This window comes from Arthrobacter sp. S2(2024) (assembly GCF_036662515.1).
In the GTDB taxonomy this organism is placed as follows: Bacteria; Actinomycetota; Actinomycetes; order Actinomycetales; family Micrococcaceae; genus Arthrobacter.
The window spans coordinates 111987-132658 of sequence record NZ_JAYKZI010000004.1 but is presented as its reverse complement, the minus strand read 5'-3'; the positions used below and the strand labels follow the sequence as shown (position 1 = coordinate 132658).

Genomic DNA, 20672 nt, shown 5'->3' with positions numbered 1-20672 from the left:
AATCAATACACACGATGGCAGGAGCAGGCAATGTCCGCTGAACCCATCGTCGCGGTTTCCGCTAAACCTAAATTCGTGAGAAGCCGCGTCACCTATTCGCTATACGCGTACTTCTGTACATTTGGTTGGTTCATGCTTGGGTTTTCTCCATGTGTTCCGATCATCGCCCAGGAGCAGAAGATCTCAAATGGGCAGGCGGGGCTGATAGGACCGGCTCTCGCCTTGGGCCTTATTCTGGGGGCACTCGCGATCAACCGAGCCACAGCCAGTTTGGGACGCAAGAGGGTTCTTTTTTCTGCGAGCACCATCCTGACGGTTGGTCTCATTGGGCTCCTTTTGAGTTCATCCTTCCCTCTGACTGTCGCGGCGACCTTTGTGTGTGCTTTCGGGGCTGAGTCGATAATCGCCTCAGTGCTCCCGGGCCTGGCAGTGCATCACCAGGCCATGGCTCCAGCCGCGTTGAGTGAGGGCGCTGCGATTGGGGCGGCCGCGGGCCTGGCATCACCGTTCCTCGTTGGTCTGAGTATCTCGGCGGGATGGGGATGGAGGATCGGCATCTCCACCACCATTGTGCTCCTTGTGATCGCATGCCTCTTCCTGGCGGGGATGCCCCGAGTAGGTGCACTTGACGGGCGACGCCTGCGAAACGCCGCTCACCCGTCAGCAGCCCGCCCATCGAAAACTACTGGCGTATTCTGGCTCCTCTGGGTGGCTTGCATTTGCGGCATCGCTTTGGAGTTCTCCACCCTGTTTTGGGTTCCGGCGCTCTTCTCGGAGCGTGCGGGCATGAGCCTGGGGGCAGCCGCGTCCTCGGCCTCCGCGCTCGTTCTGGGTGAACTGATTGCCCGATCGATCTCATCGCGACTCAGTACCCGATGGACGCTCAGGCCTTTGCTGCTGGTTGCCCTTGCCGTTACTGCGTTGGGATGGCTTATCTTCTGGACTGCGAGTGTCCCTCTCGTTGCCGTCGTAGGACTCTTCATCGCTGGTTTGGGGATCGGCCCGCTGCAGCCCTTGACAGCTGCCTCTTTGTTTTCAGTCTCTTCTGGAGAGGAAACTAAGGCGCAGTCGCGCATCTCGATTGGACAGGGGATCGCGATCGGTACTTTCCCCATCATCCTGGGGGCATTGTCGGACGTCACCGGCACGTTCCTCGCTTTTCTGGTGATTCCGGCGCTGGTGATTCTCTGCGCCATCATGCTGCTCATCGCAACCAAAAAGGTGCATTCAGCGCCCGCCCCTGACTCTTACGTCGTCGCACTATAACTACGTCAAGCAGCACGAATGAGAAACCTGTGTCAGCAGCCGTTCCGTTCTCGTTCAGTCGGGTCTGGCCAGCCTTGTCCAACCCTGGGACGGCGCCCATCACCTGTTCTGCTCACACTGCGTACATCTGATCTATGTTCACCACCACGGGCCCTTAGCCTCGCCCGCGAAAGGAAGTCTCAGCATGAAACCCGCCATGAACCAGATCTCGACCATGCAAGCCACATTCGAAGAGGATTTGCCCGCATATGCAGCAGCGGGCTTCGAAGCCATTGGCCTTCTTGAGATGAAACTGCCCGAGGACGACAACAACAACCGCCGCCTGCTGGACAGGTACGGCTTCGAGGTGTCGAACTGCATCGTCAGCGTCCTCTCGATCCTGCCCTTGCAAGGAGTGGTGTTGCCGAAGGGAGACTGGAAGGGCATCGACTTCGAAGGTCCGAAGGACACCGAGACCCGTATCCGCCAGATTTGCGACGCCGTCCGGCGCCTCGGACCGTACAAGCCTTCGTCCGTGACTGTGTCGTTTGGCTCGCCGGACGGCTTCGAAAGCGCTCGAGCCGCTGAAACTGCGCTGCGAGATGGTCTGCGCCGCATCGCGGATGTGGCGACCAAGAGCGGGGTTCGAATCGCGATCGAGCCGATTCACCCATCGATCATCCACACCCTGGGTCAGTCCATCGCTGAGACGGCCCACATTATCGACGATGCAGGGGTCGCGGATGCCGTTGGCATTCTTATCGACACGTGGCATTCTGGGGATTCACCCACCTTGTTCGAGGACATCGGGGCTCACGGCGATCGCGTCATCGGTCTGCATGTGTGTGACCGGGCACCTGCCGGCGACCCCAACCGCCTGGTGCCGGGAACGGGCGCGTCACCAACTGTGGAAATCCTGGGTGCACTCCGCAAGCTCGGCTATGACACTTGGGCGGACGCAGAGCTTTTCTCGCCGCATGACGTTTGGCTGCGCCCCGTCGAGGAGGCAGCCACGATCGGTTTCACCGCAATGAATGATGTACTCAAGCGAAGCGCTGATTTCGTCTGATCCACCCCAACAAACTGTAGGGATTTAACTATGTCCAGTAATGGTCGAATGCAATACCCGCTTGGCGAGGTCACCCGTGGCCACCACTATGCAATCTCCGTGCGCGATATGGACGCAATGATTGCCTGGTACCAGGAGAAGCTAGGTGCCGTGGTAACCGGAGCCTGGGACCCGGAGGAGCTTGACGCTCACGTCCGGATCGTGACTGTCAATGGATTCTCGTTTGAGCTTGTCTCGATGAAGGAATCCTCGCCGTCTTCAACTCAGTGGGGTGACCCGCCCGGTATGGCCATTAAGAATGGCCCGTTCCACATGGCCTTCACCGTGGATGACTGCGCCGCCGCCGTCGCAGAGCTCAAACTTCGCGACGTGAAGTTCGCTTGGGATGTCGCCGACTACGACGAACTCAAGATGCGGTGCGCGCACTTTTGGGATCTGGAGGGAAATATTCTCGAGCTCGTCGAGGTACTCGACTAAGAGAGGCGAGTTCTCGTCTGCAGGCAAAGGGAAAGTGCGGGACTCGGCACCTGATCGCCGGCCGACCGGCCGGCGATCAGGCCGCCGCCGCGCAGGTGTTTGGCAATGAACAGAAACTGCTGGGCAAACCGCACATCGTATTTCTCGGCGTGCGTGGGCGGTAGCACTCATGATTTCGTTCTCTGTCAGGATACGGCAGGGACCGGGCTTGGAACTGCGAACCTGCATGGTCATAAATCGGCTCTCGCGGTTGAGCTCTAGTTGGTGTCCTCGGCCTCAGGGGCCAGGTTCGGCCCATTCCAGGGCGGCGACAAGGTGGCCTTCGTTGGGGAGTGCCTGCTGTTCGGCTGCGGGGAGCTTGTCGTAGGTGTAGGCGGCGACGGCCATGGGCGAGGTGGAGCGTCCTAGGCTGTAGCGAACGCTGCGGTCGTTTTTGGTGCCGCAGATCAGGATGCCGACGGTTTCGTTATGGTAGTCCCGGCGCAGCAGATCATCGACGAGCGCGACGTAGAAGTTGAGTTTGCCGACATTATGCGCAGCTGCTCATAATGCCGGTTATGCGGAGTGGGACATTATGCCGAAGTCTTTGTTCGCGCTGGCGTGTTGACGGCACGTCGCTGAAGCTGTTCTTGGCATAACGCCCCGCTCTGGTGGGGTCAGCGTCCGAGGTTGGTCAGCTAGGTGAGCATGTCCTTGTCTTGGTGCCACAGGGGCATGGCATCGGCCGGGGTGAGGTTGGTGAAGGCGCTCTGGAGTGCTCGTCGCTTCATCTCGCCGTCGATTCGGGCGTAGATCTCGGTGGTCTTCAGGTCGGCGTCGCCGAGGATGTCCCGGATGTAGACGAGGTTGACTCCGGCTTGAAGTAGATGCATCGCCTTGCTGTGTCTGAGGGTGTGTGGCGAAATCGTGTCCGGCAATGTCGCGGGGCTGGCTTCCCTTGCGGCGGCTACGTGCTTATCCAGGATGTAGGCGATGCCGCTTCGGGTCATTTTCACACCCCCACGGTTGGGGAACAGAGACCGGGACCTGTTGGCGGGTCCGGTGAGGCCAGCGCCGTCGGCGTAACGCTGGACGAGAGTGACTGTCGGTAGCATCAGCGGCACGATCCTGGTCTTGTTGCCCTTGCCGGTGAGTTTGACTGTTGCGGGAGGATCGGTTCGCAGGTCGCCGAGGGTCAGATCGGCGATCTCCTGGACCCTGGCGCCGGTGTCGTAGATAAGCGCGAGCAACGCGAGGTCGCGTCGCCCGGAGGGTTTGCTGGTATCGGGCTGGTCGAGGATCAGCCGGATCCCGTCGAGTGAGAGGTGGCGGGGTGAGGCGGTGGTCGTCTTCTTCTTTGGTATCGCAAGGACACGCTGGTACTGCCCGATCCGCTCGATATCCCGGGCTTGCAAGTAGCGGCAGAATGACCGGATCGCGGCCAGTCGCTGGTTGCGGGTCGCTGGTTGCGGGTCGCTGCGGTGCAGCCCCGCTCGGCTTCGAGCCAGGCCAGAAATCGCTCCACGAGATCTTTGGTCAACAGCTCGCAGGTCATGTGCTCGGGGGCGATGTTCTCGTGGGCCTTGCAGTACCTGAGGAACAAGATGAATGCATCTCGGTAGGACCTGATGGTGTTCGTCGCTGAGCCGACCTCTCCGGGAAGGAACCGGGCGAGGAACTCGCTGAGGAGGTACTGGAAATCATGGGTGCTCATTCGAGATCGCCTCCTGGGATCACGCAGGAGGCGACGGCGTTCATGGCGGCGGGGACTTCGGGGAACATGTCCGGGATCAGGCGGACGTATTGGCCGGTCCCCTTGACCGATGCGTGGCCGAGGTAGGTCGCCAGGGTCGGTAGGGCCCAGTAGCCATCGGCGCCTTGGTTGACCAGGCCTTGGAGCGAGTAAACGGCGAAGGTGTGCCGAAGGTCGTGCACGCGGGGTCCATGACCACGGCCGCCGTGCGAGATGCCGGCGGCCCACAGGGTCTTCCTGAACCATCTGTAAATGCTGTCGGAGGTGACGGGCCGACCGTCGTTGTGAGTGAAGAACCGGGTGTCGCGGTCGGCGGTGAATAGCCGTGGTGCGGTGGCGTCGTAGCGGCGCATGATGTCGGCCAGCGACGAAGAGAGTGGGACGAGGCGGTCCTGGTCGTACTTCGCGTGGCGGACGGTGAGGCAGCAGTTGTTGAGATCGACATCACCGCGGGTCAGGTTCAGCGCTTCGGACACGCGCAGGCCGCACCCATACAGGAGCCTGATCAAGACCGGGAGCAGGACCGGCATGACCGAGGACGATTTGGCCTTGAGTCCGGCGCAGGCGGCGAAAAGCCGGTCCAGCTCGCGTCGGGTGAACACGTAGGGGGTGAACGAGTCCCGGTCTCCTCGACGCTTCGGGGGTCGCGGGAAAGCCACCGGGAAGTCCTGTGCGGCCAGGTAGTTGAGGAATTGGTTCGTGTATGCGACTCGGTTGCGCTGGTTGCTGGCACGTTCATTGGGCCGTCGGCGGCACCATTGGTCGACGTGCTCCTGACTGATCGCAATCTCGGTTTGGCCCGTCGAGGCGATAAATCTGGAGAACGCCCGCAGCGTCCGGGGCACCGCGGTATAGCTCAGGCCTTGTGCGCGCTTGTAGCGGACGAAGGCGGCCATGTGCTCGGCGAAGATGGACTCGTAGTATGACGCCTGCTCATCAATCCTCATCGTTGTCACCACCCAGGCTGGCGAGATAGCTCTCGTGGAGGCCCGGCACGTCCAGAGCGCACTCGCGCAGCTGTCCCAGATCGATCTTTAGGTATATCGCCGTCGAACCGGTGCTGGCATGCCCGAGTGCCTCAGAGATCGCCGGGAGCGGCACTGTTTTCTCCAGCAAGGCTGAGGCAAGCGAGTGTCGAAGGGCGTGTGGACCGTGCTTCTTTCCCGCCGGGATCGCGACCCCTGCGGCTTTCAATCGTGCATAGACCACGGCGTGGATCGATACCGGCAGCATGGGCTCGCACGGGCCGTGCAACTTCAGGAACACGTACTCGGAGTCCGAGTGCGGCCTGGCGTTGCGCAGGTAGTCAATGAGTGCTTCACCAACATCGTTGAGCAGGGGAAGCGCCAAGACCCGGCCCGTCTTTTGCTGGATGAACTCGATGCTGTCCTGCTCCCATGTTCGAGTACCTTACTTCCCCAAGGCTCGTTCTTCTGCCTGTCCAGAATGGTCCGTCAGATGTTCCAGTAAAGCTCGATCATGGCGGTATTCACGACGCGCTGAGCCCGCTGTTGAGCCTCACGTACGAGGCTTTTCAACGACATGAGGGCGGCGGCGTAGTCTCCCGGAAGGGTCCGGTTCGAGCTGGGTCATGATTCCACCGTAGTTGGACGCTCCGACAATCCGACGCCAATTGTCCAGACGCCATCTGGACAATTGGGATTTCTCAGCCGTGAACATCACAGCGAAACGATCGGCATCCTGATCTGCGGCACCAAGAACGACCGCAACGTCACGTACACCCTTGGCCGTTCAACGTCGCCCGGGGACTGACTGCGACAGCGCACTCGAGAGGTTGACGGTACTCCGTGTCGTCGCCGGTGGTGGGGCTGGCGGATCGCCGTCCTATTTGTTGGTCGGTACCCGCGTCGTCGCTGCGCCGTAGCACCCCCAACCACATAGCCCAGTGGTAGTTTGCGGTTATGGCAAATGCCCTCGCGTGGTTCTCCCAGTCCGGTGTGGTGCAAGGGTTGATTCTCGGCGCCGTGCTTGCGTTCTTGACGGCGATCCTCGTCATGAACGCCGTGGGCAGGGCGCTCACAACGACCGTCAACGGTTGGAGTGCCATCCGCAAATGCGGCCAGCCTGGCAACGGAGTCCTCGTCCGGGCCGCCTGCGCCAAGGCCCTGCCTGTCGTGAATGTGTTTGAAGAGGCTGCGTACTGGACCGCCACTGTGGATGGCTCAGGGCAAACGCTGAGCGGCGGGAATGGATACGTCCTGCATTTTCCTCCCGGGAACCTCCCGCCGCATGACGCCTTCTGGTCGCTCACCCCGACCGATACCGTCGGGTACATGGTGGAAAATCCCACCAATCGCTACAGCGTTGGTGATCGTTCCGCTCTGGCACAGAATGCCGACGGTTCGGTCGATATCTATCTGCAGCATCAGGCTCCGAGCGGGCACGAGCAGAACTGGCTGCCCGTTCCGTCCGGAAAGTTCAAGCTGATGTTCCGCGTGTATCTGCCCGGCGCGGCGATTCTCGACGACACGTACCAATTGCCGTCGGTTGTCAGGGCGCAGTGAAATGAACCGCCTCATCTTGAAGTACGGACGTCCCCTCACCGCCGTCATACTGGCCGTCTTCGCCTGGGTCATTTACCGGCGGATCGCCAACGGGGACGGAATCGTTCCTCTGGTCATAGCGGCGGTCATCGTATGGGGGCTCGGGGCGCCCGCTTTCATCTACCTCTGGCCGCGACTCACAGTCAACGGGTACAAGAGGGCGATACTCAAGCACGGATTCGGTGAGGGCCCCATCCCCGTCAACACGCTGTACGCCGTGCCCGGCACATCGTCCCCGTCGACGGCGACTTCGCGCGGGAGCCTTATGGCAACCGGGGCCGACGACTTGCTCTACATCGGCGGTTGGCTCGACTTGAGCAAAGGGCCGCAAATCCTGCACGTACCGGACATGGCCGGGCGCTATTTCAGCGTGCAGTTCACCGACCCGTCGAAAAGCACAAACTTTGCCTACGTCGGCAAACGCACCACGGGAACCGAAGCCGGCGACTATGTCCTCAGCGGACCCGGCTGGAAGGGAACGGTACCCAACGGGATGACGCAGATTTCTTCGCCAACTGATTCCGCGCTCGTCATTGGCCGAGTTTTCGTCGAAAGCGACAGCGATCTTCCAACCGCTTACGCGCTCGCGAAGCAAATCCAGCTCGCGCCGCTAAAGCAATAACGTGATCAGCACAGAAGTACGACGGCGGACGGCTCGCCGCCGCTGGCTGGCCGACCGGCCCTTCCAGGACATAAGAGGAGATCAGAATGTCAGCAACACTCAAGGTGACGCACAAGGCCATCGGGGTGGAAGTCCGGCGCGGCACGTACGAGGCCATAGTCGACGGGAAACCTGCCGGGACTGTCGAAATGAACAAGACAATCGACATCACAGTCGAGCCCGGACATCACACCCTGCAAGTCCGAAATGGCCGAAATTCGAGCCGGATCAAGACCTTCGACGTCGCCGAGGACGAAATCGCCAGATTCCGGTGTAGCGGGAAGAGCCCCCTGCCGATCTTTCTCTTGTCCTTCGCGGTTCCCAGCCTGGCGCTCACGCTCAAACGCGAGTAGCCGCACTCAGACGATCCTGTGTGATGGTTATCGGCGGAAGGTGACGTGGATGATGCCGCTTTCGGCGGTCTCTGACGTGACGGTGTAGTCGCTTTCTAGCCCCCGGAGATCGTCCCAGAGCCGTATTCCGCTACCGAGCAGGATTGGTGTGATCGCGACGTGCAGCCGATCGACAAGTCCGGCACTGAGGTAATCGCGCACAACGGTGGGGCCACCTCCGATACGCACATCCTCTTCACCCGCCGCACTGAGCGCTCGTTCAAGCACTTCTTCGGGGCTGGTGCTGACGAAGTGGAAGGTCGTACCGCCGGCCATCGTGATGTCAGGGCGGGGGGTGTGAGTGAGGACGAACACCGGGACGCGGAAGGGCGGCTCGTCACCCCACCAGCCCTTCCACTCGGGGTCGTCGGGAAAGTTATGGAACCCGAACATGCCGGCACCCATAATCTCAGCTCCGACCCCCTCGAAGTAGGCCGCGGCGTATTTGTCGTCGACGCCGGACGTTCCTTCTCCACTGGTGTCATGCAGAACCCGCTCACGGAAAGTGCGGGTGGATGTATATGCGTCAACGAGTCGGCCCCAGTCCGAACCGAACGGATTCTCCGGGGTTGCGTCCGTCGTCGTGGCGAAACCATCCAGCGAGATATTCAGGTCAACTCGAACAGCCATGGTGAAGGTCCCCTCAGATCAGTGGTTGCGTTATGCAACCACCATACTGGTGGTGAGATCTCCTGCACGGAAGAATTCCTGGACGAATTCGTCATCCCTGGGAGTACATGAAAAGTGACCAAGGAGACCAACAGTATGAAATAGGCGGCCAAGAGTGGGCAAATATACCCCCAATCGGCAGCGTTGTCATCTACGACTACCGGGCCCGTCAATCAGCTGTCTGCCTGTCAGGAGGCTTTGGCAAGGTATTGGGCCAGTGCTTCCCTGAGGATTTCGCTCGGCTTGCGGTGCTCGATTTCGGACCGGGCAACCAGTTGTGCGTCCATGTCCTTCGGGAGGCGGATGGTCCGGGACGGGGATGTTCCGCTGCTGCTCAGGGAGGGTTTGCCGACGGCTCTTTTTACTGCCTCGGGCGAGCCCAGGGCTGCTTCCAGCAGGGCGCGTCCGGCACCTTGCCCGGACGCCTTGGTGATGCGGGCGTCAGGGCCTATGTCGGCGGTCTCCGCCCATTCGCCCAGGGCACGGAAGTGGGCCTGTTCCTCCGGGCTCAGGTCCTGACCGCCCTTGGCCTTCTTCTCATTCATTCCGTTGTTCCTCTCTCGGCAATGTCGAGTATCTTCCGCCTTGCCTCCATCACGTGGAAGACCAGGATGTCGTTAGGCGGTGTAATGACTGCCATGACTTCGAGAATCGTCCGGCGGTCCCGAGAAGGGCCGATAAACAGATCCGGACGTGCGCCTGATTCCACACGCGGCTCATCGAACTCTTCAACGTGGTAGATCTGGTTCAAGATTGCATGCAACGCATCCCCGCGGGCAATTCCATGTTTGTTTGCGCTGTCCGCCCACCTGATCCCCATTTTAATATTGTCTCACAATAAAAGGGTTATTGCGAGACAATATTGAGCGGTAGCTCTCGGTCCGAGCGAGCGAGACTGAGGAACGACAACCTTCGAAGGGACATGGGTGTGCACTCATCGTTCCTGAATGCGCGAAGCCCCCGACATCCGCGGTAACCAGCAGCGCACGGCATCGCGGTATTGACGGAATTCTTCGCCGAACCGTTCTTCCAGGTCAGATTCCTCAAGCGGCCTGACAACGTAATTCCACACCAGCGAGCCCACGACGGCGTAGGCCACTACCAGCCATGACTGTAGGATGACGCCAACTGCCGCGCCCTGGAGAATGCCTGCGGCCGCCATTGGATTCCGGATCCAGCGATACGGACCCGCGATGACCAGATGATTGGGCATTGCCGACGGCAGCGGGGTGCCATTGCCCAACGTCGACATCGCCACGGCCGCCGAGATACCAAGGGCGCTGGCTAGTACCAGAACGGCGACACCCACAGGAGCGGCAAACGACGGAAACGGGAGAACCACCGCCCAGCGCTGTTCGAGAAAGGCAACTGCGAACGGAATCACCGCCAGGAAGAACCCCCAGAACAGGACAATTTGCCCAAATGTTGAGGCCACGTGGGCGGCGGCGGTCGCGCGGGGGATTGCGGGACGGAATGCGAACGGACCGCGGATGATCCACGCGGTCGGCACGTTTCCCAGCAAGACTATGCAGAGCGAGATCAGCGAGCCCGCGCTCGCAGCGCCCATGCCGAGTACGCCCCAGCCCGCTTCGGTTGTGACAGTGGCGTAAACCGCCAGTGCGACGGCGACGGCGCCCGTCCAGCCGGCACTCACTAGCGCGGCAGCCTTTACGCCAAAAGACGCCACGGCCGACGCCACGACGAATAAAGGAATGTCGAAGACAGCAACCGCAACCGGGTCGAGGTTACCGAGGGTCGCCTCGCGCACCACCGGCGACAGGAAAACCGCGGCCCACCACAAGAAACCGGCAATCGCCTGCATGGCGAAATATGCCCTGCCCCACCAAATAGCTCCGCCCCGCCGAATCAAGGGCGACACCCGCTCAGCCCAAACATGCGTAGCCCCAATCCCAGACAATTTTGGCTCAGCCTACCGAATTCGAACGCTGCGTCCGTCTTCACACGAGTCCCTCGCAGGACTAGTTAACCCCTCACCCCCCAAAATCCCCTCACCGCTACAATGGGACATATGCCGGACATCGAGCGTTGGCCCACCGGATGGTTGCTGTCTACAGCGGCCCGGTTGGTGGAACACGCTTGGGACGAGAATCTCAGGGCGATCGGCCTCACCCACGCCGGCGTCATCGCGCTGGAGGTTCTTGCAGCCACTGGCCCCATCACCCAGACCACGCTTGCCCAGATCGTGCGTGTGCAGGCCCAAACCATGGGGCAGACCCTCAGCAGGCTGGAGTCACACGGGCACGTTAGCCGCCGTCGAAGTTCCGAGGACCGCCGGGTACACGTCGTTTCGCTGACCGATGCCGGCAGGGACGCACTTGAGCGGGCAGCGGAATCGGAACGGCAGGTTCTTGCCCAGGTATCGATCGATACGTCGATGTTCCGGCAGGAACTGAAAACAGTCGTGCGCGAACTGGCAGGCCGGCAAGCACCAGAAGGAGACAGCGCTAGCGCCCCTCTTGCCTCCGCGGCATTGGAAGACTAGTCCGAGGAAACATCGACGGCGGCCTGCACACCGGGCGCAGGAACCTCGCCGCGCGTGGAACGCTCACCGCGGGCAGCCAACTCATCCAGGACCGCGTCGTACCAGGACTTGACCCCGAACTCGGGCTTCCCGACGTCGAGCAGCCTGAAAAGGGCGTCGGCCAAAAAGTTGAGCTCCGCAACGGACAGCTTCGCAAGCCCCTGGACCGGGTCCAGTTCGCCTTCCAGGCATGAGGTGAGTAATGCGTTCACAGCGCGGCTCCAAGCATGGGAGCAGCTACGTAAAGAGTCTTGGAAGAGAGGGGAGTCGGGCGGGTCATGAGGTCGCTCCATGGAAAGAGTTCCTAGGGCCGCTGCATAACCCACCCTGATGATATCGACACGTGGAGCCGCGCGGCAAGCGCGCCGCGCGGCCGGAAACCACCAGCAACAATGCCTAAGTGGGGCGTTCAGTTCCTTCCCCGTCGCCGAACAAGCCAAGCCACCAGAACCACGACGGCGGCGGCGCAAAGCACGGGCCCGAAACGACGCACCAGCACCGGCCACACGGCCGAGCCCAGATCCAATTCCGACGACGACGCGAGCGGCGCGGACCGAGGTGCGGGTGCAGCCGCGGCCGCAGGCACAGGCGCCGCCGGCGGCTCAACCACCTGCGCTGCAGAACCCGCAGCGGGCCCGACGGCGGCGGGCCCGGCGGCTGCTCCAGCCGCGGGCTCCCCGGGCCGCGCTACCTCGCCGGTAGCCGTCCCGGACCCTGCCGACGCAGCCGAGGCTCCGGCGTCGGGCTCGATTTCGCTCGGAGCCCCGCCGCCCGCCTTCCCGATCACGCACTGGACAAACTGCTCCAGCAACTTGTCCGAGATGTCCTGGATGACTCCGCGGCCGAATTGGGCCGGTTTGCCGGTGACGTTCATGTCGGTGGTCACGTCCACGGCGGTGCCGTCGCCGTCGGGCGTCAGCACTGCCGTGACCGTGGCACCCGCTGTGCCGTTGCCGCGTTTGTCCTTGCCCGTCGCCGAAATGACCACCGTGTGGGTCTCCTGGTTGCGTTCGAGGAATTCACCCGTGCCGGTATAGATCATGGCGATCGGCCCGAGCTTGACCTTGACCGTTCCGGTGAACTGCTCGCCGCTCACGGACGTGAGGGTCGCCCCAGGGAAACAGGGCGCGATGTCTTCCAGTTGGTTGAAGGAATGCCAGGTGTCCTCCAGCGAACTGGGAACCACGAAGTGATGTTTGAGTTCCACGTCTCCCTCCGCCCGCCTTCCGCTAGAGCCCGGCGGCCGCGATAACGGCCCGCTTGGTCAGGACCTCGGCCAAGTGGCGGCGGTAGGCCGCGTCACCGTTGAGGTCGCTCGCGGGATCGGTCCCCTCGGCAGCGTGTGCGCTCGCCGAGGCGATCGCTTCCCGGGTCAGTGCGGCGCCCACGAGTGCCTGCTCGACGGCGGTCGCCCGCAACGGCGTGCTGGCCATGTTGGTCAAGCCGATCCTGGCCTCGGCGATCGTGCCGCCTTCCACCCGGACCATTGCGGCCACGGCGACAATGGACCATTGCTGGGCCACCCTGGTGAATTTCTCGTAGTGCGCACCCCAGCCGGTGTACTTCGGCACCCGGATATGGGTGAGGATCTCGCCGTCGTCGACGGCGGTGGTGAAGTACCCCTGGAAGAAGTCCGCCGCTGCCACCCGGCGTTCCCCTTCCGGACCTGCCAGAATGAACGTCGCGTCCGCAGCCAGCACCGGCGCGGGCATGTCGCCTGCCGGGTCGGCGTGCACCAGGGCGCCGCCGAACGTGCCGCGGTGCCGGACCTGGGGATCCGCGACCGTCGCCGCGGCCTTGGCCAGCAACGGCACGTGCTCGGCAATAAGCGGGTCCGTCGCGATCTGGTGGTGCGTTGTCATGGCTCCGATCAGCAGGGCGTCGCCGTCGTCGCGGACCCCGGACAACTCGCCGATCCGGCCCAAATCGACCACCATCGCGGGGTCGGCAAGGCGCAGTTTCATCACGGGGATCAGGCTTTGACCTCCGGCCAGCACCTTCACGTCGTCGCCGGCGTCGGCCAACACGCTCAACGCCTCCGCCACCGTGGCCGGAGCGGCGTAATCGAATGCGCTCGGAATCATTGCACACCTCCCGTGGTCTTGGCTTCTTCAAGGGCGGCCCACACACGCGCCGGCGTGCATGGCATCTTGATGTCCTTCACGCCAAGGTGCCGAATCGCGTCCAGCACGCCGTTGACAATGGCGGGCGTCGAGGCGATGGTTCCTGCCTCGCCGACTCCCTTGGCCCCCAACTGGTTGGTGGTGGACGGCGTCTCCGTGCGCGCCGTCGTGAAGTGCGGCAGGTCGGGCGCGCCGGGCACGAGGTAGTCCACGAACGAGCCCGTGACCAGGGTCCCGGCGTCGTCGTGCACGGCCTCCTCATAAAGGGCCTGAGCGATTCCCTGCGCCAGGCCGCCGTGGACCTGGCCCTCCACAATCAGCGGATTGACCACCACCCCAACGTCGTCCACGCAAACGTACTTGCGGATGCTGACCTGCCCGGTCTCGGTGTCCACTTCCATGGCGGCCAGATGGGTGCCGTGCGGGAAGGAGAAGCTCTGCGGGTCGAAGGTGGCATCCGAATCCAGATTGGGCTCAAACCCTTCCGGCAGGTTGTGCGCCGAGAAGGCGGCGAAGGCGACTTCACCGAAGGCAGTGGACTGATCAGTGCCCTTGACGCTGAACTTGCCGTCCGTGAACTCGATGTCCTCCTCGCTGGCCTCCATCATGTGCGCTGCCAGGACCTTGGCCTTCTCGATCACCTTGTCCGCAGCGGCCAGCACCGCCATACCACCGACGGTCAGCGAGCGGGAGCCGTAGGTGTCCAGGCCCCGCTGGGAGACCTGTGTATCACCATGCAGCACTTCGACATTTTCGAACGGCACGCCGAGCCTGTCCGCCACGAGCTGGCTCCACGCGGTTTCGTGGCCCTGGCCGTGGGGGGAAGTGCCCGTGACTACCTCGACGTTGCCGGTGGGCAGCACCCGCACCTGGGCGTGCTCCCAGCCTCCGGCCGCGTAACTGAGCGCGCCAAGCACCCGGGATGGAGCCAGGCCGCACATTTCGGTGAACGTGGAGATGCCGATGCCGAGTTGGACAGGATCGTTGGCCTCGCGGCGCCTGGCCTGCTCTGCCCGGAGTTCGTCGTAGCCAAAGAGTTCCAGGGCCTTCGCCGTGGCCGCCTCGTAGTTGCCGCTGTCGTATTCCAGCCCGGTGACAGTGGTGAAGGGGAATTCCTCGTGGTTGATCCAGTTCTTCTTCCGCAGTTCCAGGGGATCCATGCCCAGTTCGACGGCGAGCTCATCCATCAAGCGCTCGATAGCGAAGGTTGCTTCCGGCCGGCCTGCGCCCCGGTAAGCGCCCGTCCACGCCTTGTTGGTGAAGAGGTTGTTGCATTCCAGTCGGTACGCCGGGAATTTGTAGATGGCGTTGTACATGAACGCGCCCAGGATCGGGATGCCCGAGCCGATAATGCCGAGGTAGGCTCCCATGTCCGCCAGCAGCTGGATGTCCAGCCCTGTGACAATCCCGTCCTTCGTCGCCGCGAGCTTCACCTTCTGCACTTGGGCCCGGCCGTGATGCCCGGACTGAAGCGACTCGCTGCGGGTTTCGGTGTATTTGCACGGCTTGCCGACCCGCCGGGCTGCCATGAGGGTGATGAATTCTTCCGGGATCACCGTCAGTTTTCCGCCAAAACCGCCGCCCACGTCGGGGGCGATCACACGCAGCTTGCTTTCCGGGAGGCCGAGCGTCAATGCCAGGATCAGCCGCAGGATATGGGGTATCTGCGTGGACGACCACATGGTGATCTGCTCACTCGTCGGATCCACCACGATCGAGCGCGGTTCCATGAAGGCCGGGATGAGGCGTTGCTGGTAAAAGGTGCGTTCGATGAGGACTTCGGCGTTCTCCAACGCCTCGGCGATCGGCTTGCCTGTGCCGGCTTCGCCCGAGTCAAACACCCATGTTGCCGAGAGGTTGGAGTCCAAGCTCGAGTGGGCCAGCACCTTGTCGGTGAATGCTTCCTCCAGATCCAGGACCACCGGAAGTTGGTCGTAGCTGACGTCCACGAGTTCGACGGCGTCCCGCGCCGCTGCGGCGCTGCGGGCAACGATGCAGGCAACTACCTCGCCGGCAAAGGCCACCTCGTCGACGGCGATCGACGGGAACGCGGGCGCCTTCTGCTCGGCGGTGACGGGCCAGACGTTGGGCAGGCTGCCCTGTTCCGCGGCCAGATCGGCTCCGGTGAACACGGCGACGACGCCGGGTGAGGACTTCGCGGCTGAGGTGTCGATCGAGGTGATCCTGGCGTGGGCGAACGGACTGCGGACCATGGCCAAATGGAGCATGCCGGGCAACGTCATGTTGTCCGTGTACCTGGAGCGCCCCGTGATGAGGTGCGCGTCTTCTTTGCGGAGGCGGGGCCTGCCGATTTCGGCGATGGTCATGCCACACCTGCCGTTTCTGATTCGTCGCTGTCCGCGGAAACCGTACCGTCAGCGGCTGCCTGTACCGCGGCAACAATGTTCTGGTACCCGGTGCACCGGCAAAGGTTCCCCTCGAGGCCGTCCCGGATTTCCTGTTCGGTGGGGTGCGGATTTTCGGTGAGGAGGGATGCCGATTGCATGATCATGCCGGGCGTGCAGAAGCCGCATTGCAGCGCATGGCATTGGTGGAAGGCTTGCTGCAGAGGGGCGAGCTTGCCGTCCCGGGCCAGGCCTTCGATGGTGGTGACGCTGTGGCCGTCTGCCTGAACCGCGAACATGGTGCAGGATTTGACGCTGACTCCGTTCAGATGGACGGTGCAGGCGCCGCAGTTGGTAGTGTCGCAGCCGATCAATGTGCCGGTCTTGCCAAGCCGTTCGCGCAGGTACTGGACCAGCAGCAATCGTGGCTCGACATCGTCTGTGTAGCTCACATCATCGACTTCGACGGTGATCGTCTTGGAACTCGCCATTGGGATCTCCTGTCGCGTTGGACGACGGGCACGACTGCCCGGCATCCAGTCCTGATGTGACACAGGTTACTCCTCGGAAGGGGTGAGCGCCCTAGCCCGGCTTGAGTTCGTACCCCGCATCCTCGTGGTCCGCTTCAACCGTGGGTTCGTGGTGGATCCGAGCCTCCATGGTGCTCAATCTTCCGCCGCCGCCACCCCAGTGCAAGGCAATGATTTCGGCGGCGATGGAGACGGCCGTTTCCTCCGGGGTGCGGGATCCCAGGTCCAGGCCGATCGGGCTGGAGAGCCTGGCCAATTCGGCCTCGCTCAGGCCGGCTTCGCGCAGCCGTTCCAATCGGTCGTGGTGCGTGCGCCGGGATCCCATCGCGCCCACGTAGGCCACGTTGTGGCGCAGTGCCAACTCAAGGAGCGGCACGTCGAATTTCGGATCATGTGTGAGCACACAGATCACGGTGCGCTCGTCCACTTGGCCGGCAGCGATCTGCGCCTGCAGGTAGCGGTGCGGCCATTCCACCACTACCTCGTCCGCCTGCGGGAACCGGGCAGCCGTCGCGAAAACCGCGCGTGCGTCGCAGACCGTGACCCGGTAGCCCAGGAAGGTGCCTTGCTTGGCGACGGCGGCGGCGAAGTCGATCGCGCCGAACACCAGCATCCGCGGCTGCGGGGCGAAACTGAGGGCGAACACGCGCATGCCCTCGCCGCGCCGCTGCCCGTCCGGTCCGTACATGAGCGTGGCGTTGCGGCCCGCGGCCAGCAGGCCCTGGACGTCATCGGATACCGCATGGTCGGCACGCTCGCTGCCGAGGGAACCCACGAACCCCTCCGGGCGGACCACCAGGTGGCGGCCCAGCCACGCCGGATCGGGGTGTTCGATCACGGTGACGATCGCAACCGGCCGGCCCGCACCGACGTCGTCCGCTACCTGGGCCAGTTCCGGGAAGTTCTCAGTGGAGACCGGCTCCACAAAAATGTCCAGGATCCCGCCGCAGGTGAGGCCGACCTCGAACGCGGCATCGTCACTGATGCCGTAGCGCTGCAGCACCGGCTTGCCGGACTCGACCACCTTGGTGGCCAGTTCATAAAGCGCTCCTTCGACGCACCCGCCGGACACCGAGCCCACCGCACTGCCGTCGGCGTCGACCATCATGGCGGCACCGGCCGGCCGCGGTGCGGAGCGGAAGGTGCGCACCACCGTTCCGAGTCCTACTGTGTGGCCGGCCGCCATGGCGGCGACCAGATCGTCCAAGACCTCACGCATTGGCAACCACGTCCAACAACTCCTCGAAACTCTGCATTGAGTGCCCCCCTATAAAGAAGTCAACGTGCGGCAGCACCGCCCTGATTCCCCGCTGCAGCGGCTCGTACCCCGCCTTGCCGCGGTGCGGATTGGACCAAATGATCCGCCTCGCCAGATGGTGCAGCCGCTCGGCTTGGCGTCCCAGCAGTGCGGGGTCGCCGCGCTCCCAGCCGTCGCTGGCAATCACGACGACGGCGCCCCGCACCATCACGCGCTGCCCCCACCGGTCGTTGAACGCCCGGAGCACTTCTCCGAGCCGGGTACCGCCGGACCAGTCGGGGACTGTGCGGCCGGCGAGGGCCAAGGCATTGTCCGGGTCCGGCACCCTCAGTGCGGCAGTCACGCGGGTCAGGCGGGTGCCCAGCGTGAACACCTCCACTTGGCGCGGGGCGGCTTCCACTACCCGGTGGGCCAAGCGAAGCAGGCTGTCCGCGTACGGTGCCATGGAGCCCGAAACGTCGATCAGCCAGACCACCCGGCGGTTTTTGCGGGGAGCCCGGGCGCGGCGCAGCGGCCCCGGTTCCCCGCCGCGGCGCAGCTGGTCGCGCAGGGTCCGCACCCGGTCCACGTCGCCGTGCCGGTCGAGGTGCTTGCGCCGGGTCTGCCGGGTGGGCAGGCGCACCGGCAGCTCCTCGAACATCCGGTGCAGCAAGGCCCGTTCCTCGTCGTCCAATACGGCCACATCGCGGTGCCGAAGCAACTCCCGGCGGCTGGCGAGTGCCCGCAACTGTTCCCTCCTACCTTCCGGGCCGCCGTCGTCGTCATCCAAAGTGGCAGCGCTCACGGATGTCGCGGAGTTTTCCAGGCGTTGGGCGGCGGAGTGTTCCACGGCAAACCAGGCCTCAAACGTCCGCTGGTAGGCGGGCAAGTCCTCCGGCGAGGCGCATAGCGTCGCGCGGCCGGCCCAGAACACGTCCGAACGGCGGTCCAACTTGAGCCTGCCGACGGCGTCGACGAAGCTGAGCGAGCGGTCCGCGGTCACTTTCACGCCGGCCGCACGCACGGCTGCAGCGAAGGCAAGGAGGATCTCTTCGGCGCTGTGTTCGGGGCTTTGTCCTGCCGTTGGCATGGGCTCAGCCGAGCATCCGGGCCAGGGCCGCCGAGACGCGCTCGGTGTCCTCGCGGTACTTGCACAGCGCGCCGATGCTGGCCGCAGCCGAAGCCAGGTCAAGCTCGGCCCGGCCGAGCTGGTGCAAGGCACGCGCCCAGTCCAAGGTCTCGGCGACGCCGGGAGGCTTCAGTACGTCGTCGGTGACCCGGATCTGCTGGACCGCGCGCACCACCTGCTCGGCCAGGAGCGCGGGCACTTGGGGGAGCCGGGTGCGCACAATCTCCACTTCTCGGGCCAGCCCGGGGTGGTCGATCCAGTGGTAGAGGCAGCGGCGTTTGAGCGCATCGTGCAGATCGCGCGTCCGGTTGGAGGTGAGCACCACGATCGGCGGGGTTTCGGCTTTGACCGTGCCGAACTCGGGGATGGAGACCTGATAAGCGGAGAGCACCTCCAGCAGGAACGCCTCGAACTCGTCGTCGGCCCGGTCGATTTCGTCGATCAGCAGCACCGCCGGGCTTTGCTGCAGCGCTTTGAGGATGGGACGCGCGAGCAGGAACCGTTTGTCGTAAAGCGAACTTTCCAGTTCGGCCACGCTCAGCCGCGCGTCCATTCCCGCTCCGCCGCTGGCCTCCACGCTGCGCAGATGCAGGATCTGGGCGGTGAAGTCCCAGTCATACAGCGCCTGCGAGGCGTCGATTCCCTCATAGCACTGCAATCGGATCAGCGGCAGCCCGAACCCTTCCGCCAGGGCCTCCGCGAGGGAGGTCTTGCCGGTGCCCGGTTCGCCCTCCAGAAGCAGCGGCCGTTCCATGCTCAGGGCGAGGTAGCCAATGGTGGCCAGGCCATCGTCGGCGAGGTAGCCGGTGGCGGCCAGCATTTCGGCCAGCGCTGTGGCGGAGCTGATCGACGTCTGCGTCATGGCACCAGCATAGGGTCACCGGCAGGGCTCCGGTCTGGTGGGCTACCCGCCGATGTACGACATCTCGATCTTGTGTGTCGCGGCGGGGTCTTGAGGCGTGTGCGAACTGCGCAGTTCCGAGTAGCGGTCCGCGCGGCCGCCCCACAAGGCGGACAACGCCGTCGAAAGCTCGACGTCGGACGCCCCGCCTCTCAGGAGTGCCCTCAAGTCCGTGCCCGCCGTGGCGAAGAGGCACGTGAACAGCTTCCCGTCGGCGGAGAGCCGGGCCCGCGTGCAGCCGCGGCAGAAGGCTTGGGTCACGCTGGAAATGACCCCGATTTCGCCGCTGCCGTCCGCGTAGCGCCAGCGATCCGAGGTTTCGCCGGGGTAGTTCGGCGCCACGGGCTCCAGCGGGAACACCGCGCCGATGCGGGCCAGGATCTCGGCTGAGGCAACCACCTCATCCATTTTCCAGCCGTTGGACGCACCCACGTCCATGTACTCGATGAACCGCAGAATGAACCCGGACCCTTTGAAGTGGCGAGCCATGGGAAGAATGTCCTGATCGTTCGTCCCCCGCTTGACCACCATGTTGATCTTCACGGGCCCGAGACCCGCGGCCTGGGCAACGTCTGCGGCATGCAGGACCTTCGCCACGGGATAGCCGACGTCGTTCATGGCCTGGAAGGTCTCCTCCCGGAGGGAGTCCAGCGAGACCGTCACCCGGTTGAGCCCCGCATCCTTGAGGGCTTGCGCCTTCTGCGCCAGGACCGAGCCGTTCGTGGTCATCGCCAGGTCCGGTGCCAGCCCGTCGGGAGTGCGCAAGCGGGCCAGCATCCGGACCAGTTCCTCGATGTCCTTCCGCAACAGGGGTTCACCGCCGGTCAGCCGGATCTTCCGCACACCGTGTCCCACCGCGATCGACGCCAGCCTGGTGATTTCCTCAAACGTCAGCAGCTGGTCCCGGGGCATGAAAACGAAATCCCGCCCGAAGATCTCCTTGGGCATGCAGTAGACGCACCGGAAATTGCACCGGTCCGTGACGGAAATCCGCAGGTCCCGCAGGGGCCGGTGGAAGGTGTCGGTGATGGAATTGGCGTCCATGCAGCGCCCTCT

At 63.6% G+C, this 20672-nt stretch carries 23 protein-coding genes and 1 pseudogene; 7 read left to right on the top strand and 17 right to left on the bottom strand.

Annotated features, from left to right (window positions below; translation table 11 throughout):
• The first annotated feature begins 30 nt into the window (after positions 1–30).
• The 3 genes from VLA65_RS10060 to VLA65_RS10050 all read left to right on the top strand — a co-directional run bounded on the left by VLA65_RS10060 (position 31) and on the right by VLA65_RS10050 (position 2791).
• Positions 31–1266 (top strand): MFS transporter, encoded by a 1236-nt coding sequence (locus VLA65_RS10060; RefSeq protein WP_059388581.1) that lies wholly within the window; start codon positions 31–33, stop codon positions 1264–1266.
• A 184-nt stretch (positions 1267–1450) separates the two neighbouring features.
• Positions 1451–2314 carry a sugar phosphate isomerase/epimerase family protein gene (locus tag VLA65_RS10055; RefSeq protein ID WP_332602421.1) on the top strand — a complete coding sequence of 288 codons (864 nt, stop codon included), beginning with the start codon at positions 1451–1453 and terminating at the stop codon, positions 2312–2314.
• Positions 2315–2362: 48 nt separating this feature from the next.
• Entirely contained in the window at positions 2363–2791 is a 429-nt protein-coding gene (locus tag VLA65_RS10050; RefSeq protein WP_059388583.1) for a VOC family protein, read from the top strand.
• A gap of 276 nt (positions 2792–3067) precedes the next feature.
• On the opposite strand, the pseudogene VLA65_RS10045 reads toward VLA65_RS10050, so the two are convergent.
• The 4 genes and pseudogenes from VLA65_RS10045 to VLA65_RS10030 form a co-directional block, all read right to left on the bottom strand.
• Positions 3068–3313: pseudogene (locus VLA65_RS10045) on the bottom strand (PDDEXK nuclease domain-containing protein); the annotation flags it as partial.
• Positions 3314–3468: 155 nt separating this feature from the next.
• Positions 3469–4185 (bottom strand): tyrosine-type recombinase/integrase, encoded by a 717-nt coding sequence (locus VLA65_RS10040; protein ID WP_332602420.1) that lies wholly within the window; start codon positions 4183–4185, stop codon positions 3469–3471.
• Positions 4186–4480: 295 nt separating this feature from the next.
• Positions 4481–5470, bottom strand: coding sequence for a tyrosine-type recombinase/integrase (locus VLA65_RS10035; RefSeq protein WP_332602419.1), 990 nt, complete (start codon positions 5468–5470; stop codon positions 4481–4483).
• The gene (locus VLA65_RS10030; RefSeq protein WP_275937057.1) at positions 5460–5897 is read right to left on the bottom strand and encodes a tyrosine-type recombinase/integrase; all 438 of its coding nucleotides are present in this window, start codon (positions 5895–5897) and stop codon (positions 5460–5462) included. The genes VLA65_RS10035 and VLA65_RS10030 overlap by 11 nt, the downstream gene beginning before the upstream one ends.
• 548 nt (positions 5898–6445) lie before the next feature.
• On the opposite strand from VLA65_RS10030, the gene VLA65_RS10025 reads away from it, so the two are divergent.
• The 3 genes from VLA65_RS10025 to VLA65_RS10015 all read left to right on the top strand — a co-directional run bounded on the left by VLA65_RS10025 (position 6446) and on the right by VLA65_RS10015 (position 8101).
• Positions 6446–7048 (top strand): DUF1214 domain-containing protein, encoded by a 603-nt coding sequence (locus tag VLA65_RS10025; RefSeq protein WP_332602418.1) that lies wholly within the window; start codon positions 6446–6448, stop codon positions 7046–7048.
• 1 nt (position 7049) lies between these two features.
• Positions 7050–7709, top strand: a complete 660-nt coding sequence (locus VLA65_RS10020; RefSeq protein WP_332602417.1) for a DUF1254 domain-containing protein — start codon at positions 7050–7052, stop codon at positions 7707–7709.
• A gap of 86 nt (positions 7710–7795) precedes the next feature.
• Positions 7796–8101: a hypothetical protein gene (locus VLA65_RS10015; RefSeq protein ID WP_332602416.1), complete on the top strand. Its 306-nt coding sequence runs from the start codon at positions 7796–7798 to the stop codon at positions 8099–8101.
• A gap of 27 nt (positions 8102–8128) precedes the next feature.
• Here VLA65_RS10015 and VLA65_RS10010 read toward each other — a convergent pair whose 3' ends face one another.
• The 4 genes from VLA65_RS10010 to VLA65_RS09995 form a co-directional block, all read right to left on the bottom strand.
• Positions 8129–8770 (bottom strand): dihydrofolate reductase family protein, encoded by a 642-nt coding sequence (locus VLA65_RS10010; protein WP_284988711.1) that lies wholly within the window; start codon positions 8768–8770, stop codon positions 8129–8131.
• A 227-nt stretch (positions 8771–8997) separates the two neighbouring features.
• Positions 8998–9354 (bottom strand): ribbon-helix-helix domain-containing protein, encoded by a 357-nt coding sequence (locus VLA65_RS10005; RefSeq protein WP_216363181.1) that lies wholly within the window; start codon positions 9352–9354, stop codon positions 8998–9000.
• Positions 9351–9560: a hypothetical protein gene (locus tag VLA65_RS10000; RefSeq protein ID WP_284988712.1), complete on the bottom strand. Its 210-nt coding sequence runs from the start codon at positions 9558–9560 to the stop codon at positions 9351–9353. Before VLA65_RS10000 ends, VLA65_RS10005 begins: the two co-directional genes overlap by 4 nt.
• Positions 9561–9743: 183 nt before the next feature.
• The gene (locus tag VLA65_RS09995) at positions 9744–10631 is read right to left on the bottom strand and encodes a methyltransferase family protein (protein WP_332602415.1); all 888 of its coding nucleotides are present in this window, start codon (positions 10629–10631) and stop codon (positions 9744–9746) included.
• Positions 10632–10838: 207 nt separating this feature from the next.
• Here VLA65_RS09995 and VLA65_RS09990 point away from each other — a divergent pair, with 207 nt between their 5' ends.
• On the top strand, positions 10839–11312 hold the full coding sequence (locus VLA65_RS09990) for a MarR family winged helix-turn-helix transcriptional regulator (protein WP_332602414.1): 474 nt from the start codon (positions 10839–10841) through the stop codon (positions 11310–11312).
• Here the strand turns inward: VLA65_RS09990 and VLA65_RS09985 are convergent.
• The 9 genes from VLA65_RS09985 to moaA all read right to left on the bottom strand — a co-directional run bounded on the left by VLA65_RS09985 (position 11309) and on the right by moaA (position 20660).
• On the bottom strand, positions 11309–11563 hold the full coding sequence (locus tag VLA65_RS09985; RefSeq protein WP_332602413.1) for a hypothetical protein: 255 nt from the start codon (positions 11561–11563) through the stop codon (positions 11309–11311). The genes VLA65_RS09990 and VLA65_RS09985 overlap by 4 nt on opposite strands.
• 197 nt (positions 11564–11760) lie before the next feature.
• Complete coding sequence (locus VLA65_RS09980; protein ID WP_284988713.1) at positions 11761–12558, bottom strand: SRPBCC family protein; 798 nt, start codon at positions 12556–12558, stop codon at positions 11761–11763.
• Between the two features lie 22 nt (positions 12559–12580).
• On the bottom strand, positions 12581–13435 hold the full coding sequence (locus tag VLA65_RS09975) for an FAD binding domain-containing protein (RefSeq protein ID WP_332602412.1): 855 nt from the start codon (positions 13433–13435) through the stop codon (positions 12581–12583).
• Positions 13432–15801, bottom strand: a complete 2370-nt coding sequence (locus VLA65_RS09970; RefSeq protein WP_332602411.1) for a xanthine dehydrogenase family protein molybdopterin-binding subunit — start codon at positions 15799–15801, stop codon at positions 13432–13434. The genes VLA65_RS09975 and VLA65_RS09970 overlap by 4 nt, the downstream gene beginning before the upstream one ends.
• Positions 15798–16310 (bottom strand): (2Fe-2S)-binding protein, encoded by a 513-nt coding sequence (locus VLA65_RS09965; protein ID WP_284988716.1) that lies wholly within the window; start codon positions 16308–16310, stop codon positions 15798–15800. Before VLA65_RS09965 ends, VLA65_RS09970 begins: the two co-directional genes overlap by 4 nt.
• Before the next feature lie 91 nt (positions 16311–16401).
• The gene (locus tag VLA65_RS09960) at positions 16402–17568 is read right to left on the bottom strand and encodes an XdhC family protein (protein WP_306963352.1); all 1167 of its coding nucleotides are present in this window, start codon (positions 17566–17568) and stop codon (positions 16402–16404) included.
• Positions 17561–18676, bottom strand: coding sequence for a vWA domain-containing protein (locus tag VLA65_RS09955; protein WP_332602410.1), 1116 nt, complete (start codon positions 18674–18676; stop codon positions 17561–17563). The genes VLA65_RS09960 and VLA65_RS09955 overlap by 8 nt, the downstream gene beginning before the upstream one ends.
• Before the next feature lie 4 nt (positions 18677–18680).
• The gene (locus VLA65_RS09950) at positions 18681–19577 is read right to left on the bottom strand and encodes an AAA family ATPase (RefSeq protein ID WP_332602409.1); all 897 of its coding nucleotides are present in this window, start codon (positions 19575–19577) and stop codon (positions 18681–18683) included.
• A 42-nt stretch (positions 19578–19619) separates the two neighbouring features.
• Complete coding sequence (gene moaA / locus VLA65_RS09945; RefSeq protein ID WP_332602408.1) at positions 19620–20660, bottom strand: GTP 3',8-cyclase MoaA; 1041 nt, start codon at positions 20658–20660, stop codon at positions 19620–19622.
• Between the last annotated feature and the right edge of the window lie 12 nt (positions 20661–20672).

Coding starts and splice junctions, on each gene's coding strand:
- VLA65_RS10060 (WP_059388581.1), top strand. CDS start 31: ATGTCCGCTGAACCCATCGTCGCGGTTTCCGCTAAACCTAAATTCGTG.
- VLA65_RS10055 (WP_332602421.1), top strand. CDS start 1,451: ATGAAACCCGCCATGAACCAGATCTCGACCATGCAAGCCACATTCGAA.
- VLA65_RS10050 (WP_059388583.1), top strand. CDS start 2,363: ATGCAATACCCGCTTGGCGAGGTCACCCGTGGCCACCACTATGCAATC.
- VLA65_RS10035 (WP_332602419.1), bottom strand. CDS start 5,470: ATGAGGATTGATGAGCAGGCGTCATACTACGAGTCCATCTTCGCCGAG.
- VLA65_RS10025 (WP_332602418.1), top strand. CDS start 6,446: ATGGCAAATGCCCTCGCGTGGTTCTCCCAGTCCGGTGTGGTGCAAGGG.
- VLA65_RS10020 (WP_332602417.1), top strand. CDS start 7,050: ATGAACCGCCTCATCTTGAAGTACGGACGTCCCCTCACCGCCGTCATA.
- VLA65_RS10015 (WP_332602416.1), top strand. CDS start 7,796: ATGTCAGCAACACTCAAGGTGACGCACAAGGCCATCGGGGTGGAAGTC.
- VLA65_RS10010 (WP_284988711.1), bottom strand. CDS start 8,770: ATGGCTGTTCGAGTTGACCTGAATATCTCGCTGGATGGTTTCGCCACG.
- VLA65_RS10005 (WP_216363181.1), bottom strand. CDS start 9,354: ATGAATGAGAAGAAGGCCAAGGGCGGTCAGGACCTGAGCCCGGAGGAA.
- VLA65_RS09995 (WP_332602415.1), bottom strand. CDS start 10,631: ATGCAGGCGATTGCCGGTTTCTTGTGGTGGGCCGCGGTTTTCCTGTCG.
- VLA65_RS09990 (WP_332602414.1), top strand. CDS start 10,839: ATGCCGGACATCGAGCGTTGGCCCACCGGATGGTTGCTGTCTACAGCG.
- VLA65_RS09975 (WP_332602412.1), bottom strand. CDS start 13,435: ATGATTCCGAGCGCATTCGATTACGCCGCTCCGGCCACGGTGGCGGAG.
- VLA65_RS09970 (WP_332602411.1), bottom strand. CDS start 15,801: ATGACCATCGCCGAAATCGGCAGGCCCCGCCTCCGCAAAGAAGACGCG.
- VLA65_RS09965 (WP_284988716.1), bottom strand. CDS start 16,310: ATGGCGAGTTCCAAGACGATCACCGTCGAAGTCGATGATGTGAGCTAC.
- VLA65_RS09960 (WP_306963352.1), bottom strand. CDS start 17,568: ATGCGTGAGGTCTTGGACGATCTGGTCGCCGCCATGGCGGCCGGCCAC.
- VLA65_RS09955 (WP_332602410.1), bottom strand. CDS start 18,676: ATGCCAACGGCAGGACAAAGCCCCGAACACAGCGCCGAAGAGATCCTC.
- VLA65_RS09950 (WP_332602409.1), bottom strand. CDS start 19,577: ATGACGCAGACGTCGATCAGCTCCGCCACAGCGCTGGCCGAAATGCTG.
- moaA (WP_332602408.1), bottom strand. CDS start 20,660: ATGGACGCCAATTCCATCACCGACACCTTCCACCGGCCCCTGCGGGAC.